Genomic DNA, 17,974 nt, shown 5'->3' on the forward strand with positions numbered 1-17,974 from the left:
TCCTTGCGGGAATCAGATTCCCGCAAGGAGCCCTTCCCGGACCTCAGCGGCTCAGCGCAGGCGAAGAGCGCGCTTCACCGTGCCGAACAGGTCGGTCTGGTTGGTCAGCCCGACGACATTCGCCGCCTGCGGCCCGTAAGCCGCGATCCGGACCTGCGTCCCGGTGTGCTCCATCGAGGAACCCGGCAGCGCAGTCCCGTAGTTGAGGGTCATGTTCGCGCCCTCGTTGGTGATCAGGGTGGCAGTCTGCCCCGGCGTCTTGGCGTCGTTGGACACGATCTGACTGGTGTGCCCGTGGTCCGCGGTCACCACGACCAGCGTGTCGGTGTGGCTGCGGGCGTAAGCGAGCCCGGCGGCGACGGCCGCGTCGAAGTCGATCGTCTCGCCGATCTGGCCGCAGGGGTCGGCCGCGTGGTCCTGCTTGTCGATCGAAGCACCCTCGACCTGCAGGAAGAATCCCTTGTTGCTGCGCCGGTCATCCAGCAGCTGCAACGCCTTCTGGGTCTGCGCCACGAGCTTCGGCTGCGTCTTCGGCAGCGCCGGGTTCGCGGTGCAGCGGGTCGGCGCGGTGCCGCCCTGCGCCGCCTTCGGGCCGGTCCAGTTCACCGGCATGTTGCCCGGCGCGAACAGGCCGAGCAGCGGCTTGCCGGGACGGGCCTTCGCCAGGTCGTCAGCGGTGTTGACCACGTTGTACCCGGCGGCCTTGGCCTGCTCCAGGACCGGCTTGCCGTTGAACTGCCCGGCGGTCGCCTTTTGGTCGAAGTACTTCGCGCCGCCGCCGAGGAGGACGTCCGGGCGGGTCTGCACGAGCTGCTCGGAGATCGAGCCCGCGCCGCCGTTCTCCTTGGCGTTCTGCGCGCACTTCTTGGTCGTCTCGTCCGGGCCCTTGCAGTCGCGGTCGACGACGTGCGCGCCGAGCACGGCCGGGGTCGCGTCCTGGACCTCGGCGGTGGTCACGTCGCCGGTGCGCAGGCCGCTGCGCTTGGCGAGTTCGAGCAGCGTCGGGACCGGGTTGCCGTAGGCGTCCACGGAAATCGCGCCGTTGTAGGTCTTCGTGCCGGTCGCCCAGCCGGTGCCCGACGCCGCGGAGTCGGTGACGTAGTCCGGCTTAGCCGGGTTGCCCTTCTCGACCGCGTACGTGGTGTAGTCGCCGGTCAGCGGGAACTCGTCCATCGCGAGCCGGCCTGCCGCGCCGCGCTCGTAGTTGCGCGCCGAGGTGATCTCGGACTGGCCCATGCCGTCGCCGATGAACAGGATGACGTTGCGCGCGTGCCCGCCCTGGATCGCCTGGCGGACCTCCTGCGTGCGGTCGCCCGCGCCGGCCGAAGCGGTGCGCGCGCCCTGGTCGTCCTGGTTGCCCTGCGCGGCGATCGCGACCGGGGCGGCGGCGACCATCGCGACGCCCAGCGCGCCCGCGGCCAGCCACTTGCGGCGGCCTGCCAAGACGGTTCTCATGATTCTCCTCGGGGTGCTTCTCGTCCGGAACTTCCGGAGGTGACCCATTAGTGCTCGCCGATGTGTTCGATACGGAGAATCCGGATGAGCGCCCGGTGTCCGGAAAGCGAACTCCGGTGCGGTCACGGCCGGTGAACAGGGCGGAACCGGGTCCTTTTACACTCGGCTCGTGGCTTCACCTCTCATCGCACCCAGCATCCTGTCCGCCGACTTCGCCAAGCTCGGCGAGGAGATCGCGGCCGTCGCGCACCCCGGGCAGACCCGGGCCGACTGGGTGCACGTGGACGTCATGGACGCGCACTTCGTGCCCAACCTGACCCTCGGCCTGCCGGTGGTCCAGTCGATTCTCAAGTCGACCGACCTCCCCGTCGACTGCCACCTGATGATCGACGACCCGGACCGCTGGGCGATCGGATACGCCGAGGCCGGCGCATACAACGTCACGGTGCACGTGGAAGCCGCCAAGGACCCGGTCATGCTGGCGAAGAACCTGCGTGCCGCGGGCGCGAAGGCCGGGCTGTCGATCAAGCCGGGCACGCCGCTCGAACCGCACCTGGAGACCCTGAAGCACTACGACACGCTGCTGGTCATGTCGGTCGAACCGGGCTTCGGCGGGCAGTCGTTCATCGCCGACGTGCTGGAGAAGGTGCGCACCGCGCGCCGGCTCGTCGACACCGGGCACCTCAAGCTGATCGTCGAAATCGACGGCGGGATCAACTCCGACACCATCGAACAGGCCGCCGAAGCGGGCGTCGACTGCTTCGTCGCGGGGTCGGCCGTCTACGGCGCCGAAGACCCGGGCCGCGCCGTCGCCGCACTGCGCGAACAGGCCGCCCGCCTCCGCGTCGGCTGACCTTCCGGCCCGGGAAGCTCCCGGGGCCGCGCGGGTGTTGGATGGAGGGGTCACCGAAGACGGTGGCCGGGCGAGGAGGCAGCAGTGTTCACGGGAATTGTCGAAGAGGTCGGCGAGGTCACCGCGGTCGAGCAGCTCACCGACGCGGCTCGGCTCACCGTGCGCGGCCCGCTGGTCACCTCGGACGCGGGCCACGGCGATTCGATCGCGGTCAGCGGCGTCTGCCTGACCGTCGTCACGGTCTCCGGCGGCGAGTTCACCGTGGATGTGGTGAACGAAACACTCCAGCGTTCGAGCCTCGCGAAGGTGGCCGTCGGCGACGCGGTGAACCTCGAGCGCGCGACCCCGGCGGGCGGACGGCTCGGCGGGCACATCATGCAGGGCCACGTGGACGGCACCGGCGTCTTCATTTCTCGCGACGAGCGCGGCGTGACGACGTTCTCCCTGCCCCCGGCCTTGTCGCGGTACGTCGTGGAGAAGGGGTCGATCGCCGTTGACGGCGTTTCGCTCACTGTCGCGAGCATCGCCGAGGACCGGTTTTCCGTCGCGTTGATCCCCACCACGCTCGAGGCGACGACTCTCGGCAGGCGGGAAGAAGGCGACCACGTGAACCTCGAAGTGGACGTCGTCGCGAAGTACGTGGAGAAGCTCACTGCGCCACACGTGGCGGCGAACGCGCACAATGTGTGACATCCACCCGGCGGCGGCAGCGAAGGAGCACCCGTGAGCGAGACGAAGGCGGCCGAGCCGCAGACCGGATGGACCCCGTGCGGAGCAGGCGCGGCGGTCGACGTGGACGCCATCGAGGCCGCGATCGCGGACATCGCCGCCGGGCGTGCGGTGGTCGTCGTCGACGACGAGGACCGCGAGAACGAGGGCGATCTCATCTTCGCCGCGGAGAAGGCGACGCCGGAACTGCTCGCGTTCATGGTGCGCTACACCTCGGGCTACGTGTGCGTCGCGCTGACCGAATCCGAGGCGGACCGGCTCGACTTGCCGCCGATGTACCACACGAACCAGGACCAGCGCGGCACCGCCTACAGCGTCACGGTCGACGCGGCCGACGGCATCACCACCGGTATCTCCGCCGCCGACCGCGCGCACACCACGCGGCTGCTGGCCGACCCCGAAGCCACCGCGAAGGACTTCCGCCGCCCCGGCCACGTCGTGCCGTTGCGCGCCAAGGAAGGCGGCGTGCTGCGCCGTCCCGGGCACACCGAGGCGTCGGTCGACCTGGCCCGGCTGGCCGGGCTGCACCCGGCCGGCGTGCTCTGCGAGATCGTGTCGCAGAAGGACGAGGGCGACATGGCCCGGCGCGACGAGCTGGAAGTGTTCGCCGCCGACCACGACCTGAAGATCATCTCGATCGCGGATCTGATCGCCTACCGCAGGCGCACCGAGAAGCAGGTCGAGCGCGTCGCCGAGGCGCGGATCCCGCTGGCCGCGGGCGAGTTCCGCGCGGTCGGGTACGACAGCCTGCTCGACGGGATCGAGCACGTCGCCTTCGTCTACGGCGAGATCGGCGACGGCGAGGACATCCTGGTCCGCGTGCACTCCGAATGCCTCACCGGCGACGTCTTCGGCTCGCTGCGCTGCGACTGCGGCCCGCAGCTGGACGCAGCGCTGCAGAAGGTGGCCGACGAGGGCCGCGGGGTCGTGCTGTACATCCGCGGGCACGAAGGCCGCGGCATCGGCCTCCTGCACAAGCTTCAGGCGTACCAGCTGCAGGACGCGGGCGCGGACACCGTCGACGCGAACCTGGCGCTGGGCGTCCCGGCGGACGCGCGCGACTACGGCACCGGCGCGCAGATCCTGTGCGACCTCGGCGTCCGGTCGATGCGCCTGCTCACGAACAACCCGGCGAAGCGGGTCGGCCTCGAGGGCTACGGCCTGCGCGTCACCGGCCGGGTCGCGCTGCCGATCTCGCCGAACCCGGAAAACCTGCGGTACCTGCGCACCAAGCGCGACCGGATGGGGCACGACCTCAGCCAGCTCGAGCACTACGACCAGGTCGGCGCGTCCGACGCGGGCACGGAGGAGGACACCACGCGATGAGCGGCGAGGGGCGGCCGGAAGCCGCGCTCGACCTGCGCGACTGCAAGTCCTTGCGGCTGGCGGTCGTCGCGACGCGGTGGAACGCGAAGATCACCGACGTGCTGCTGGAGCGCGCGCTCGCCGCGGCGAAGGACGCCGGGCTGGAAGAAGAGCCCACGGTCATCCGTGTCGCGGGCGCGGTGGAGCTTCCGGTCGCGGCGCAGGCGCTGGCCCGCAACCACGACGCGGTCGTCGCGCTCGGGGTCGTGATCCGCGGCGGCACGCCGCACTTCGAGTACGTGTGCGACGCGGTCACCGCTGGTCTCACCCGGGTCGCGCTCGACGAGAGCACCCCGGTCGGCAACGGCGTTTTGACCTGCGACACCGAGCAGCAGGCCCTGGACCGCTCCGGCATGCCCGGCTCCGTGGAGGACAAGGGCTACGAGGCGGCCGTAGCGGCGCTCGACACCGCGCACGTGCTGCGCGGCCTCGGCAAGCCATGGACCGAGCGGGGATTCGTGTGAGCGTGATGACCGAGCAGCAGGCCACTTTGGTGATCCGCCCGCGCCGGGCGCTGGTCATGTGCAGTGTGCTCGCCGTGGCGCTGCTCGCGGCGTTCGTGGTCGTGGCGGTCCTGCTGCGCAGTTCGCACACCGGCGTCGTGTTCGAGGCGTCGGACCAGATCGCGATGATCGGCATCGGCGTCGCGCTGTCGGCGGGCACGATGCTGTTCGGCAACGCCCGCGTCCGCGCGGACGCCACCGGCATCGAGGTCCGCAACGTCCTCGCGCGGCGGGTGTTCACCTGGGACCAGGTGCTGTCGATCAGCTTCCCGGACGGCGCCTCGTGGGCCCGGCTGGAACTGCCGGACGACGAGTACTTCTCGGTGATGGCCGTGCAGGCGGTGGACCGCGAACGCGCGGTGACGGCGGTGCGCGCGCTGCGGAAGCTGCACCGCGCCGCCACCGAGGCCTGAGTTCCCTTACAGCTCCAGATCCACGACGATCGGCGCGTGGTCGGACGGCTGCTTGCCTTTGCGGGCTTCGCGGTCCACGTAGGAATCGGTGACCGCTTTGGCGAAAACCTCGTTCCCGTAGACGAGGTCGATGCGCATTCCCTTGTTGTTCGGGAAGTTCCCGCCGCGGTAGTCCCAGTACGTGAACGGGTGGTCGTACTTCAGCGGCCGCGGGAACACGTCGGACAGCCCGGCGTCGCGCAGCTTCTTCAGCGCCGCCCGTTCGGGTTCGGTGACGTGCGTGGATTCGGCGAACAGCGAGATGTCCCAGACGTCTTCGTCCGTCGGCGCGACGTTGAAATCCCCGAGCACGGCGAACGGACGGGCATGCCGCAGTTCTTCGCCGACGAGGTCGCCGAGCTTCTCGAACCACTCGAGTTTGTAGGCGTAGTGCGGGTTTTCCGGCTCGCGCCCGTTCGGCACGTACACCGACCAGACGCGGATCCCGCCGCACGTCGCGCCGATCGCCCGCGCCTCGGCCTGCCCGTCGAAACCCGGTTCGCCCGGCAGCCCGCGCACCACGTCGTCGAGCCCGATCTTCGAGAGGATCGCGACGCCGTTCCACCGCCCCAGCCCGTAAGCGGCGACCTCGTACCCGCGCGCGGTGATCTCGTCGGCGGGGAAGGCTTCGGTGGTGTTCTTGAGTTCCTGGAGGCAGAGCACGTCCGGAGCGGTGGTGTCGAGCCAGTCGAGCACGCGGGGCAGCCGGGGAACGATGGAGTTGACGTTCCAGGTGGCGACGCGGACGGTCATGGCTGCTCCCTGATCGTTCGGCGGGCCGGCGAGGCCAGGCTACGGCAGGCCGGTTTCTTCCGGCGAAGACGGGGAGAAGCGATGGCGGAAGTCAGAGTCACCTACGACCGGGCAGCCGACGCGGCCTATATCTATTTCGTGGCTCCGGGTGATTCCGCGAAGTCGGCGTACATGTATCCGTGCGACCCGGTCGCGGTCGACGGGATGATCAACCTCGATTTCGGCGAGAGCGGGCAGTTGGTGGGCGTCGAGGTCCTGGCCGCGAGCAGCAAGCTGCCGCGGTACCTGCTGGACTCGGCGGAGCAGCTTTCCTGAGAGGTCGGAGCCGCCCGCATCAAGGGGTCTCACGGAAACTGTCGGACCCTCGCCATACAGTGGGGCACGTGGCTGATCCGACCACCTACCGACCTCAGCCGGGGAGCATCCCGGACTCGCCTGGCGTGTACAAGTTCCGCGACGACGCCAAGCGGGTCATCTACGTCGGCAAAGCGAAGAGCCTGCGCAGCAGGCTCAACTCGTACTTCGCCGACCTGTCCGGCCTTCATCCGCGCACGCGGCAGATGGTCACCACCGCGGCGAGCGTCGAGTGGACCGTCGTCGGCACCGAGGTCGAGGCGCTCCAGCTGGAGTACAACTGGATCAAGGAGTTCGACCCCCGGTTCAACGTCCGCTACCGCGACGACAAGAGCTACCCGGTCCTCGCGGTCACGCTGAACGAGGAATTCCCCCGGCTGCACGTCTACCGCGGCGCGCGCAAGAAGGGCGTCCGCTACTTCGGGCCGTACTCGCACGCGTGGGCGATCCGCGAGACGCTCGACCTTCTCCTGCGCGTTTTCCCTGCCCGCACCTGTTCCGCGGGCGTCTTCCGGCGGCACGGGCAGATCGGGCGGCCGTGCCTGCTCGGCTACATCGACAAGTGCTCGGCTCCGTGCGTGGGCCGGGTGTCCGCCGACGAGCACCGGGCGATCGTCGAGGACTTCTGCGACTTCCTCGCCGGGCGCACGGACGCGATGGTGAAGCGGCTCGAACGCGAGATGGCGCAGGCGTCCGAAGAGCTGGAGTTCGAGCGGGCCGCGCGGCTGCGGGACGACCTGGGTGCGTTGCGGCGTGCGATGGAGAAACAAGCCGTGGTCTTCGGCGACGGCACGGACGCCGATGTCGTCGCCTTCGCGCACGACGAACTGGAGGCCGCCGTCCAGGTGTTCCACGTGCGCGGCGGGCGCGTGCGCGGGCAGCGCGGCTGGGTGATCGACAAGGCCGAGGAAATGGACGTCCCGGCACTGGTCGATCATTTCCTCACCCAGTTCTACGGCGAGGAATCCGACCGCGCGGGCCGCGACGACGTCGAGACCGGTCCGGTCGTCCCGCGCGAGGTGCTGGTGCCGGAGCTGCCCGGGGACGCCGACGCGGTCGCCGAATGGCTGTCCGGCCTGCGCGGGTCGCGGGTGCGGCTGCGGGTCGCGCAGCGCGGCGACAAGAAGGCGCTCGCGGAAACGGTGGAGCGCAACGCCAAGGAAGCGTTCACCCAGCACAAACTGCGCCGCGCGGGCGATCTCACCGCGAGGTCCGCGGCGCTGCAGGAACTTCAGGACTACCTCGCGCTCGACAGCGCGCCGCTGCGCATCGAATGCATCGACATCAGCCACATCCAGGGCAGCGACGTCGTGGCGTCGCTGGTGGTGTTCGAGGACGGCCTGCCGCGCAAGTCCGAGTACCGCAAGTTCGCGCTGCGGGAGGCGGCGACCGAGGGCGACGTGGCATCCATCGCCGAGGTCGTGCGCCGGCGATTCCACCGCTATCTCAAGGAAACGGCCGAAAACGCCGCTGAGGCAACGGAAACCGGCTCGGACACCGCTTCGGACACCGTGGCGGGAGCGGGGGACGAGGCAATCCGGCCGGTGCGCGCCGGGATCGACCCGGAGACCGGCCGCCCGCGCAAATTCGCGTACCCGCCGAACCTGCTGGTCGTCGACGGCGCGGGCCCGCAGGCCACCGCGGCCGCGGACGTGCTCGCCGAACTGGGCATCACCGACATAGCCGTCGTCGGGCTCGCGAAGCGGCTCGAGGAGGTGTGGCTGCCGGGCGAACCGGATCCGATGATCCTGCCGCGCACGTCCGACGCGCTGTATCTGCTGCAGCGGCTTCGCGACGAGGCGCACCGGTTCGCCATTCGCTACCACCGCGAAAAGCGCGCCAAGCGCATGCAGACGTCCGAATTGGACAGTGTGCCCGGACTCGGGCAGGCTCGGCGCACCGCGCTGATCAAGCACTTCGGCTCGGTGAAGAAGCTCAAACAGGCCCGGGTCGAGGAAATCGAAGCGGTGCCCGGTTTCGGCAGGCGCACTGCCGAGGCCGTGGTGGCGGCACTGGCCGGGGAGACCGGCGCCGCACCGCGGGCAGTACCGGGAGGGGACCAGGGGTCGTGATCGGGAAGGAAGCACAGACGTGAGTGCGGAAGAGGAAAAACGGGGCAGCGGGATGGAGGTCGCGGTCGTGTCCGGCCTGTCCGGCGCGGGCCGCTCCACGGCGGCCAAATGCCTGGAGGACCTCGGCTGGTTCGTGGTCGACAACCTGCCGCCGGAGCTGATCGCCACGATGGTGGAGCTCGGCGCGCAGGCGCGGGGGGCGATCACCAAGGTGGCGGTGGTGATGGACGTGCGCTCGCGCGCGTTCACCGACGACCTGGCCTCGGTCATCAAGGACCTGGACGCGCGCGGGTACAAGCCGCGCGTGCTGTTCCTGGAGGCCACCGACGCGGTGCTGGTGCGCCGCTTCGAATCGGTCCGCCGCGGACACCCGATGCAGGGCGACGGCAGGCTCGCCGACGGCATCACCGCCGAGCGCAAACTGCTTTCGCCGCTGCGCGAGGAAGCCGACCTGGTGCTCGACACGTCCGCGCTGTCGGTGCACGACCTGCGCGCGAAGATCGAGGACGCGTTCGGTTCCGAGGCCAGCACGCAGACCCGCGTCACCGTGCTGTCCTTCGGCTACAAGTACGGTTTGCCGATGGACGCCGACCTGGTGATGGACGTGCGGTTCCTGCCGAACCCGTTCTGGATCCCGGAGCTGCGCGAGCACACCGGCCTCGACGGCGAGGTGCGCAATTACGTGCTGTCGCAGGAAGGCGCCGAGGAATTCCTCGACCGCTACCACCAGCTGCTGCGGCTCATCGGCGCCGGCTACAAGCGCGAGGGCAAGCGGTACCTGACGCTCGCGGTCGGCTGCACCGGCGGCAAGCACCGCAGCGTCGCGATCTCCGAGGAACTCGCCCAGCGACTGTCCAATGAGGACGGCATGGCAGTAAAGGTGGTGCACCGGGATCTTGGCCGGGAGTGACGTGCGCGCGGTGGCGCTGGGCGGAGGACACGGGCTGCACGCGACGCTGACCGCGCTCCGGCGGATCACCCGCGCCGTCACGGCGGTGGTGACGGTGGCCGACGACGGCGGGTCGTCCGGCAGGCTGCGGCGCGAACTGGGGCTGCTGCCGCCGGGCGACCTGCGCCAGGCGTTCGCCGCCTTCGCCGCGGAGGACGGCGGGCGGCTGTGGGCGGAGGTGTTCCAGCACCGCTTCGGCGGCGACGGCGCGCTCGCCGGGCACGCGGTCGGGAACCTGCTGCTCGCCGGGCTGTTCGAGGTGCTCGGCGACCCGGTGGCCGCGCTGGACGAGGCGAGCAGGCTGATGGGCATCTCCGGCCGGGTGCTGCCGATGTCGCCGGAGCCGCTGGAGATCGAAGGCGAGGTCAGCGGCCTGGACAGCGAGGACCCGGACGCGATCCGGCGGATCCGGGGCCAGGTCGCCGTCGCCAGCACGCCCGGCCAGGTGCACCGCATCACGCTGCACCCGGCCGGACGCCAGGAGCGCCCGCCGCGCGGTTGCGCGGAGGCGATCGAGGCGGTGCTGGAAGCGGACGTCGTTTTCCTCGGCCCCGGCTCGTGGTTCACCAGCGTGCTGCCGCATGTGCTGGTCCCGGATCTGCACGACGCGCTCGTGCGCACCACGGCGACGAAGGTCGTCGTGCTGAATCTTGTCCCCCAACCGGGGGAAACCGGCGGATTCTCCCCCGAGCGGCATCTGGACGTACTCTTCGAGCACGCGCCCGCGCTGCGGGTCGACGCCGTCGTCGCGGACCGTGATTCCGTCCCTGACCCGGCAAGCCTGCGCCGGGCGGCCGAACGCCTCGGAGCCAGGGCCTGCCTGGGGGCGGTGGCCGACCCGGTCGTGGCGGGACGGCATGATCCTGGTGCGCTCGCCCAGTGCATGCGAGAGGCACTCGGCCTCGGCGGGGAGCACTGTGGGTGACGGCGGGCGCGCAGCGAAAGGCAGGAGGGGCAGTACATGGCGATGACCGCCGCGGTGAAAGACGAACTGAGCCGGCTCGAGATCACGAAGATCGGGCCGCGCCGGGCGGAGGTCGCGTCGCTGCTTCGCTTCGCGGGCGGGCTGCACATCGTGGCCGGCCGGGTGGTGGTCGAAGCGGAGCTGGACACGGGTTCGGTCGCGCGGAGGTTGCGCAAGGAGATCCACGAGCTGTACGGACACCATTCGGACGTCCACGTGATCACCGCGAGCGGCGGCCTGCGCAAGGGGACGCGGTACGTCGTGCGCGTGGTGAAGGACGGCGAGGGCCTGGCGCGCCAGACGGGTTTGATCGACCAGCGCGGCCGCCCCGTGCGAGGACTGCCCGCCGCCGTGGTGTCCGGCGGAGTGGCCGACGCCGAAGCAGCCTGGCGCGGTGCCTTCCTGGCCCACGGCTCGCTGACCGAACCGGGCCGCTCGTCGTCGCTGGAAGTGACCTGCCCCGGCCCGGAAGCGGCCTTGGCCCTGGTCGGCGCGGCCCGGCGGATGGGCATCCAGGCGAAGTCCCGTGAGGTGCGGGGCGCGGACCGCGTCGTGGTCCGCGACGGCGACGCCATCGGCGCCCTGCTGACCCGCCTGGGCGCGCACACGAGCGTGCTGCAGTGGGAAGAGCGCCGGATGCGCCGCGAGGTGCGAGCGACCGCCAACCGCCTCGCCAACTTCGACGACGCGAACCTGCGCCGCTCGGCCCGCGCCGCGGTCGCGGCGGCCGCCCGGGTGGAACGCGCCCTGGAGATCCTCGGCGACACCGCCCCGGACCACCTGCTCGCCGCCGGCCGTCTGCGCCTGTCGAACCGCCAGGCGTCGCTCGAGGAACTGGGCCAGCTGTCCGATCCGCAGATGACGAAAGACGCGGTGGCCGGCCGGATCCGCCGGCTGCTGGCGATGGCGGACAAGCGGGCGAAGGAACTGAGCATCCCGGACACCGAATCGGCGGTAACCCCGGAAATGCTCGAAGAAGAAGCCTGACGCGGCGGTCGGCGGGGCGCTGCCGCTCGGCGGCCCGCCGGGATCAGCGCCGCCGGAAGTCTCGTGAGTGCCTATGCCGGTGGGAACCGGCCTGAACACTCACGAGGGTGCGCCTGCCGGCGGATCCCCGCCGCGCTGGACGGGCCCGGGACCATCGCTCGTCCCGCGAGCGTTCTGCTACGCCTTCCGCGGCGCTGACTGCTCCGTCCTGCGCTTTCCGCAAGGCACCCGCCCAGTGGGCGCCCCTCCAGGCACGCGCCCCCGGCCCCGCGGCGCCCGCCCCGCCGTCAAGAGTGCGTCCACAGTGGACAAATCACCCCCGCCACACCACCGTGTTCGCTACCGTAGGGGGCATGATCGATCTGCCGCTCTCCGTACTTGAACTCGCGCTGGTCGAGGCCGGGCAGTCGGCCACCGCGGCGCTCGAACCGCTCTCCGCTGTCGCGCGCAGGGTTGACGAGCTGGGCTACCGCAGGCTCTGGTTCGCCGAGCATCACGGTTCGCCGGCCATCGCCAGTGCCTCCCCGCAGGTGCTCGCGGCGCACGCGGGCGCGGTGACGTCGCGGGTCCGGGTCGGGTCCGGCGGGGTTCTGGCGCCCAATCACGCGCCGTTCGCGCTGGCCGAGCAGTTCGGCACCTTGTCGGCGCTCAACGGCGGCCGGGTCGATCTCGGCGTGGGCCGCGGGCCCGGTGCGCTCGATCCGGACATCATCCGGGCGCTGCGCCGCGGAGCGGAGCCGGCTCAGGAAGCCGACTATCACGCGGACGTCGACGAGCTTCTGCAGCATCTCGGCAGCGACAAGGTGCTCCCCGGCGGCGTGACCGTGCCGGAGCCGTGGCTGCTCAGTTCCAGCCCGGCGGGGGCGGAGGTGGCGGCCGAGCGCGGGTTGCCGATCGCGTTCGCGCATCACATCCGGCCGGACAACACCGCGGTCTCGCTGGAGCGTTACCGGGAGAAGTTCCAGCCGTCGAAGTGGCGTTCAGCGCCGTACGTGCTGCTGTGCGTCGAGACGATCTGCGCGGACACCGAGGCCGAAGCCGAGTACCTGTCCGGGCCGATGAACGTCCTCAAATCGCACCTGCTCGCCGGCGGCGGGGGAGACCAGCCGATGCTCACGCCGGAAGAGGCCGCCGGGTACGAGTTCGCGCCGGAGATGGTGCCGCAGCTCGAACACTTCCGCGCGGCTCAGGCGTACGGCGAGCGGGAGCAGGTCCAAGCGCGGCTCTCGGAGCTGGCGAAGCAGACCGGCGCGGACGAAATCATGGTCACGGTGCCCGTTTTCGACGCGAAGGCGCGCATCCGCTGTTACGAACTGGTGAAAGAATGAGGTGCGGCAGGGGTGACCGGCGCCGCTCCGGTCACCCCTGCCGCGGCTTTATCCGGCGAGCCCCGCGCCGGGGAACTTCAGCTGCACCACCACGTTGTCGATGGTGTCGGGCGTGCCGCCGAGCTTGTCGTTGTTCGTCGAGGTCACCCACAGGTGCCCGTCCGGCGTCTTGGTCACCGAGCGCAGCCGGCCCCAGCGGCCGGAGAACACCGCGGACACGTCGCCGACGCTGTCGCCCTTGATCTGCGTGACGAACAGCTGCTTGCCGGTCACCGCCGCGATGTAGATCCAGTCGTTCACGATCTCGATGCCCGACGGCCCGGCCTGCGAGGTCGGCCACGTCTTCTTCGGCGCGATCGTCCCCTTGCAGTCGCCGATCGTGCCCTCGCAGGCCGACCAGCCGTAGTTGCCGCCCTTCTGGATCAGGTTCAGCTCGTCCTGGCTGCTCTCGCCGAACTCCGACGACCACAGCCGCCCCTGCGAGTCCCAGGCGAGGCCCTGCGGGTTGCGGTGCCCGTAGCTCCAGACGTACCGGGCGTTGCCGCCGGTGGCGTAGAACGGGTTGTCGCTCGGCGCGGAACCGTCCGGGTTGAGCCGCAGGATCTTGCCGTTGAGCGAGCTCTTGTTCTGCGCGTTGGCCTTGACCTTCGCGTCGCCGACAGTGGCGTACAGCTTGCCGTCCGGGCCGAACGCGATCCGGCCGCCGTTGTGGTACTGGTTCTTCGACATCCCGGTCAGCACCGGCGTGGTGGTCTTCGACAGCGTGGTGCCGTCGTAGGTGACCTTCACGATCCGGTTGTCGCTGGAGGACGTGTGGTACAGGTACACCGCGTGATCGGTGTTCCACTGCGGCGAAATCGCCAGCCCGAGCAGCCCGCCCTCGCCGTTCGTGGTGACCACGCCGGGGATCTTGCCGAGCGTCGTCTTCTTGCCGTCCGGGGTGATCTGCAGCAGTTCGAACCGGTCCCGTTCGGTCACCAGCGCGTTGCCGTTCGGCAGGAAACCGACCGCCCAGCCGAGGTCGACCTTCGCGATGTCCTTGTCGTACGACGGGATTCCGCCGCCCGCACCGCTGCTGCTGGTCGTCTTCGCGGTGACCGCGTTGCTCGCCGCGGAGGCGTTCCCGTTGGGGTCACGCGCCTTCACGGTGAATGTGTAGGACGTGTTCGGCTTGAGGTCGGTGACCGTCGCCGAAGTCTGCGAGGTGGTCGAGACGATGTCGTTGCCCTGGTACACGTCGTAGCCCGCGATCGAGCCGCTGTCGTCGGTGGAAGCCTTCCAGGACAACGAAATGCTGTCCGAAGTGCTGCCGGTGACCTTGAGCGAACCGGGCACGCTCGGCGGGGTTTTGTCGTCGCTGGGCGGGGTTTTCACGCCGACCACGTTGCTCGGCTGCGACGGGTTGCCCGCCGCGTCGTAGGCGATCACCGAGATGTCGTAGGAGGTGTTCGGCGTCAGCTGGTCGACGGTCGCCGAGGTGGTCTTGCCGTCCACGACCTTCAGCGTGTTGCCGCCGCGGTTGATCTCGTACCGCGTGACGCCGACGTTGTCCGTCGCCGCGTCCCAGCGGAAATCGGCCGCGGTCGGCCGGATGTTCGACGCCTGGAAGTTCTTCGGCGGCGTCGGCGGCTCGGTGTCGGCCGGGGCGGAGAAGCTGTCGGTGATCTTGTCGGTGTTGGGCCCGCCGTTCGCGGACGCCGAAACGGTGCGCACGTGGTTGACGCCCGCGGTGAGCTGGACGGTCGCGGTGACGGTCTTCCACGTCGTCCAGGAACCGGTGCCGGGGAAGGAAACCGTGCCCTTGTCGCCTCCGTCGACCACGAGCTTCATCGGCCGGTCGTCGGCGGTTCCGTTGGCGTAGCGGAAAGTCAGCGTGTGCGTGCCGGCCTGTGCCGCGTTGACCGAGTAGTCGGCGTAGCTGCCGACGAGGTTGTCGAAGTCCACGAATCCCTTGCCGGAGTAGCCGGAGTGGTTCGTGGCGATCTTGGCCTGGGAGAGCGTCGCGTCCTCGGACTCGTAGTCCCCGGTGGCCGCGGTGGCGGTCACGGGGGTCAGCAGTGCGCAGCCGAGCGCGGTCGCCGCGGTACCGGCGAACAGCGCGCTCAACGTCGAGCGTCGTGCCACGGGGGCCTCCTGCTTGAGGGGGATCGGGGCGGCGGCGGGGAACTGCACAGTCTTCGTTAGGAAACTTTCCTATTTATCGGGACAGATCACACACCCTCGGCAGGTGCGGTGTCAATAGTGCGATCGCGGCATTACGCTCCGCAGCCGTGGCCGCGGAGCGTGCGCCGAAAGAAGCGACGGGTCAGAACCCGGCGATGTCCGCCCGCGCGATCACCTTCGTGATCCTCGCCCGGACGAGGGATTCTTCCGGGACGGCGTTGCGCCTGCCGTAGGCCAGGCCGTTCTCCTCGCCCATGTACCGCGCGCCGAGCCGGGTGGCCCACTCCAGCATTTCGTCGAGGTCGTGGTGCAGTTCGGCCTCGGCGGTGAACTGGACGTACGAGAACGGCGGCCGCTGGTCGTCCACGGCGAGCGAGATCCGCGCGTCGCGGCGCAGGGCCTTGCCCTTGAGCGTGTCCGTGCCGGTGGTGAAGATCAGCTCGTCGCCGTCCGGGCCCTCGTTCAGCAGGAACCACACGGGCGTGACGACCGGGGCTCCGCTGGCCCGCACGATCCCCAGCATCCCGGTCCGCGTGCCCTCGCTCGCGAACTTCCACCACTCCGCCCTGGTCATCTCCCGCATGCCCGCCACGCTAGCCGTCCGCGTGTGCGGGCGCTCGGGCAGGCCGACTAGCCTGACCTGCTGTGCGATACGACGAGATGGGCGCCGCTGGGCTCGCCGACGAGGGGCTGACCCGTCGGCTGAAGGCGCTCGCCTGCACCGCGCCGTTGCACGACCTCGACGCGCGCAAGGCGAAGCTCGACTGGGCCGACGCCACGGTGTACCAGATGGCCGAGATCGCGCTGCACACGATCGACCAGGTCACCATCGCGATGGACTTCGACACCGGGGCGGGCCACGACCAGGTCATCGACCGGCTGCTGCCGTTCATCTCGCTGCAGGCGCCCTCGCGGATGCCGGAAGAGCACGTGCGCGTCGCGAAGTGGGTGCTGGACAACCTGATCAACGTCGGCACGACCGACCGCGGCTTCCGGCGCGTGTACGGCTCGCTCGGCCCCGGTGGCTACCAGCGCCGCCAGTTCGACTTCAAGCTCCTGGTCGAACTGGCCGCCCCGGACGGCGAGGTGTACCTGCGCGCCACCGACGAGGCGATCAACGTGCTGGTCGGCGCGCTGGACACGGACGTCGAATCGGCGCAGATCGCGGCCGAGGTGAAGCTGGAGAACCTGATCAACCGCGGCCGCCTAGCCGACGCGAAGCTCGCCGCGGAGCAGGCGCGCTACCGCACCGTGCAGTACGGCGAGACGCTGCGCGCGAAGCTGGACGCCACCCGCCGCGACGTGCGCGCGGTCGACTGGGAGAGCGAGGTGCCGGAGCTGATCGAATCGGCGCTCGGGCACATCGAGTCCCGGTTCCGCGCGGAGAACGCGATCCTGAAGAACATCACCACCGCGCGCGACGAGTCCGAGGACGCCGACCACAAACGCCGCGCGGCCGAACTGGTCGACATCGTCGCCGACTGCATCCGGCGGCACACCAAGCTCCAGTCGCGGATCGCCGACGCGGGCGCGGTCTTCCGCGCCGAACAAGACCGCCAGCAGTTCTCCGGACCGCCGCAGCGGGCCACGATCGACCTGTTCGGCCAGCTCCTGATGCCGACGCTCGGCCTGCCGCTCGCCGACGCCACCGCGCCCGCCGAGCACTTCTTCCACGCCGTCGCGGGGATCGCGACGCCGGTCGTGCCGTCGCTGTCCTCGCTGGTGTCGCTGCTGCTGCGGCCCGCCCCGGAACGCGACCAGCTGGTCGGCGAGGTGCCGGAGCCGGAGCTGGTGCCCGCCGAGGTGACCGACCGCTTCGGCGACGACGTGTGGCGGCTCGCCGACGAACTGCTCGACCTGCCCGATGTCCCGCGCCGGCTGTCCGGGCTGCTGGAGGACGCGCGCCGCTCCGGGCAGCCGCACCTGGCGTCCCTGGTCGCGCTGCGTGCCCTGCACGCTTACAGTCCCGAGGTCGGCGCGGCGCGCCGGCAGGGGGAACGCCACGTGCTGCTCGCCGTCGACGACGGCACCCTGCTCGACGACCCGGAGTTCGGCGGGGCCGATCTGCTGCTGTCCACCGCGGAGGTCGAACGAGCTGACGACGAGACCGAGGAGGTCGCTTGAGCACCTTTCTCTCGGAGCGCCTCGAACGCCCCAATGTGGCGTTGGGTCCATGTGACGCACCCAATGCCACATTGGGGCGCTTTGCGGCAAGCCGCGACGAGACCGAGGAGGTCGCCTGATGCCGGTGACGCACACGAGCGTCGACGCCGAGGCCGCCGCGCGCCTCGTCGCGTTCGGGATGCGCCCGAAGCAGCTGCCCGCCCGCGACGTCGTGTACGGCGAGCTGGTGCGCCGTTACGGCGAGGACAACGCGTTCAAGGCGCTCACCCACGCGGTCGCGTCCGGTCTCGGGCTGATGGTGCTGGAGGTGACGCAGCAGGCCGGCTGCGTGCTCGCGGCCACCGACGAGTCCGTCTTCGAGATCAAGATGGACAGCTACGCGCGGCAGGCCAAGATCCGCGAACGGCGCGAGACGGAAAAGGTGCTGCACGGCCTGATCCATCTCGCGACGGCCGCGCTCGGCTATCCGCGGCCGGACGACCTGGCCAACGACACCTACATCGGCCGGGTGAGTGTCGAGCAGGTCGACGCGATGGTTCGCGAAGCGGCGCGTGTGCTCGACGAGCGCGCGCAGTTGGCCGAGGCGAACAACGACCCGCTCGCGGACGCGCCGGAGCTGGAGCAGGCGTGGCGCGCGTACGCTCGTCGGCCGGCCGCCGCGGCGACGAAGGACGGCCGGATGGCGGCGGACACGACGCGCGGCATGGTGTCGCGCGCGCTGCGATTCCTTGCCGATCAAGGCTTTTTGGTGCAGGTGAGCGACGAGCAGGGCGGCACTTACCGCACGACGCCGCGGTACCAGATCCAGGTGCGCGAACTGGCCGCGGACGCCGCGTTCGACGACCTGCTCGCGCTCGACGTCGTCGCGGTCGCCGGGGCCGGGGGAACGCTGCGCGCGACAGCCTCGGACACGCTGCAGTAAG

The 17,974-nt window shown here is 70.4% G+C and carries 17 protein-coding genes; 13 read left to right on the top strand and 4 right to left on the bottom strand.

Translation table 11 applies throughout. The features are described 5' to 3' along the window. Positions 1–51: 51 nt before the first annotated feature. Entirely contained in the window at positions 52–1,455 is a 1,404-nt protein-coding gene (gene phoA / locus L3Q65_RS03920) for an alkaline phosphatase (protein ID WP_182896142.1), read from the bottom strand. 169 nt (positions 1,456–1,624) lie between these two features. Here phoA and rpe point away from each other — a divergent pair, with 169 nt between their 5' ends. The 5 genes from rpe (at position 1,625) to L3Q65_RS03945 (ending at position 5,318) form a co-directional block, all read left to right on the top strand. After that, positions 1,625–2,308 carry a ribulose-phosphate 3-epimerase gene (gene rpe, locus L3Q65_RS03925; RefSeq protein WP_237598803.1) on the top strand — a complete coding sequence of 228 codons (684 nt, stop codon included), beginning with the start codon at positions 1,625–1,627 and terminating at the stop codon, positions 2,306–2,308. A gap of 84 nt (positions 2,309–2,392) precedes the next feature. Then, complete coding sequence (locus tag L3Q65_RS03930; RefSeq protein WP_237598804.1) at positions 2,393–2,998, top strand: riboflavin synthase; 606 nt, start codon at positions 2,393–2,395, stop codon at positions 2,996–2,998. Between the two features lie 33 nt (positions 2,999–3,031). Further along, positions 3,032–4,363: a bifunctional 3,4-dihydroxy-2-butanone-4-phosphate synthase/GTP cyclohydrolase II gene (locus L3Q65_RS03935; RefSeq protein WP_304504545.1), complete on the top strand. Its 1,332-nt coding sequence runs from the start codon at positions 3,032–3,034 to the stop codon at positions 4,361–4,363. Next, on the top strand, positions 4,360–4,866 hold the full coding sequence (gene ribH / locus L3Q65_RS03940) for a 6,7-dimethyl-8-ribityllumazine synthase (RefSeq protein WP_037814621.1): 507 nt from the start codon (positions 4,360–4,362) through the stop codon (positions 4,864–4,866). The genes L3Q65_RS03935 and ribH overlap by 4 nt, the downstream gene beginning before the upstream one ends. A 5-nt stretch (positions 4,867–4,871) precedes the next feature. After that, on the top strand, positions 4,872–5,318 hold the full coding sequence (locus L3Q65_RS03945) for a PH domain-containing protein (protein ID WP_237598805.1): 447 nt from the start codon (positions 4,872–4,874) through the stop codon (positions 5,316–5,318). Between the two features lie 6 nt (positions 5,319–5,324). On the opposite strand, the gene L3Q65_RS03950 is transcribed toward L3Q65_RS03945, so the two are convergent. After that, positions 5,325–6,110 carry an exodeoxyribonuclease III gene (locus L3Q65_RS03950; protein WP_182896138.1) on the bottom strand — a complete coding sequence of 262 codons (786 nt, stop codon included), beginning with the start codon at positions 6,108–6,110 and terminating at the stop codon, positions 5,325–5,327. 81 nt (positions 6,111–6,191) lie between these two features. Here L3Q65_RS03950 and L3Q65_RS03955 point away from each other — a divergent pair, with 81 nt between their 5' ends. The 6 genes from L3Q65_RS03955 to L3Q65_RS03980 all read left to right on the top strand — a co-directional run bounded on the left by L3Q65_RS03955 (position 6,192) and on the right by L3Q65_RS03980 (position 12,764). Further along, positions 6,192–6,425, top strand: a complete 234-nt coding sequence (locus L3Q65_RS03955) for a DUF2283 domain-containing protein (protein ID WP_182896137.1) — start codon at positions 6,192–6,194, stop codon at positions 6,423–6,425. Positions 6,426–6,493: 68 nt separating this feature from the next. Then, complete coding sequence (gene uvrC / locus L3Q65_RS03960) at positions 6,494–8,536, top strand: excinuclease ABC subunit UvrC (protein WP_182896136.1); 2,043 nt, start codon at positions 6,494–6,496, stop codon at positions 8,534–8,536. A 52-nt stretch (positions 8,537–8,588) separates the two neighbouring features. Further along, positions 8,589–9,446: an RNase adapter RapZ gene (rapZ, locus tag L3Q65_RS03965; RefSeq protein WP_020658140.1), complete on the top strand. Its 858-nt coding sequence runs from the start codon at positions 8,589–8,591 to the stop codon at positions 9,444–9,446. 1 nt (position 9,447) lies between these two features. After that, a complete protein-coding gene (yvcK, locus tag L3Q65_RS03970; protein WP_182896161.1) occupies positions 9,448–10,410 on the top strand; it encodes a uridine diphosphate-N-acetylglucosamine-binding protein YvcK in 963 nt (320 codons plus the stop codon). Between the two features lie 36 nt (positions 10,411–10,446). After that, entirely contained in the window at positions 10,447–11,436 is a 990-nt protein-coding gene (gene whiA / locus L3Q65_RS03975) for a DNA-binding protein WhiA (protein WP_093574335.1), read from the top strand. Between the two features lie 353 nt (positions 11,437–11,789). Continuing rightward, entirely contained in the window at positions 11,790–12,764 is a 975-nt protein-coding gene (locus L3Q65_RS03980) for an LLM class flavin-dependent oxidoreductase (RefSeq protein ID WP_182896135.1), read from the top strand. Between the two features lie 48 nt (positions 12,765–12,812). Here L3Q65_RS03980 and L3Q65_RS03985 read toward each other — a convergent pair whose 3' ends face one another. Then, positions 12,813–14,888, bottom strand: coding sequence for a PQQ-dependent sugar dehydrogenase (locus L3Q65_RS03985; RefSeq protein WP_182896134.1), 2,076 nt, complete (start codon positions 14,886–14,888; stop codon positions 12,813–12,815). Positions 14,889–15,069: 181 nt separating this feature from the next. Further along, entirely contained in the window at positions 15,070–15,510 is a 441-nt protein-coding gene (locus tag L3Q65_RS03990) for a PPOX class F420-dependent oxidoreductase (protein WP_237598806.1), read from the bottom strand. 77 nt (positions 15,511–15,587) lie between these two features. Here L3Q65_RS03990 and L3Q65_RS03995 point away from each other — a divergent pair, with 77 nt between their 5' ends. Both L3Q65_RS03995 and L3Q65_RS04000 read left to right on the top strand, forming a co-directional pair. Further along, positions 15,588–17,051 (top strand): hypothetical protein, encoded by a 1,464-nt coding sequence (locus L3Q65_RS03995; RefSeq protein WP_182896160.1) that lies wholly within the window; start codon positions 15,588–15,590, stop codon positions 17,049–17,051. Positions 17,052–17,169: 118 nt separating this feature from the next. Further along, on the top strand, positions 17,170–17,973 hold the full coding sequence (locus L3Q65_RS04000; protein ID WP_037814632.1) for a hypothetical protein: 804 nt from the start codon (positions 17,170–17,172) through the stop codon (positions 17,971–17,973). Position 17,974 lies beyond the last annotated feature (1 nt).

The sequence above is a fragment of the Amycolatopsis sp. FU40 genome (assembly GCF_021903635.1).
Lineage (GTDB): Bacteria > Actinomycetota > Actinomycetes > Mycobacteriales > Pseudonocardiaceae > Amycolatopsis > Amycolatopsis dendrobii.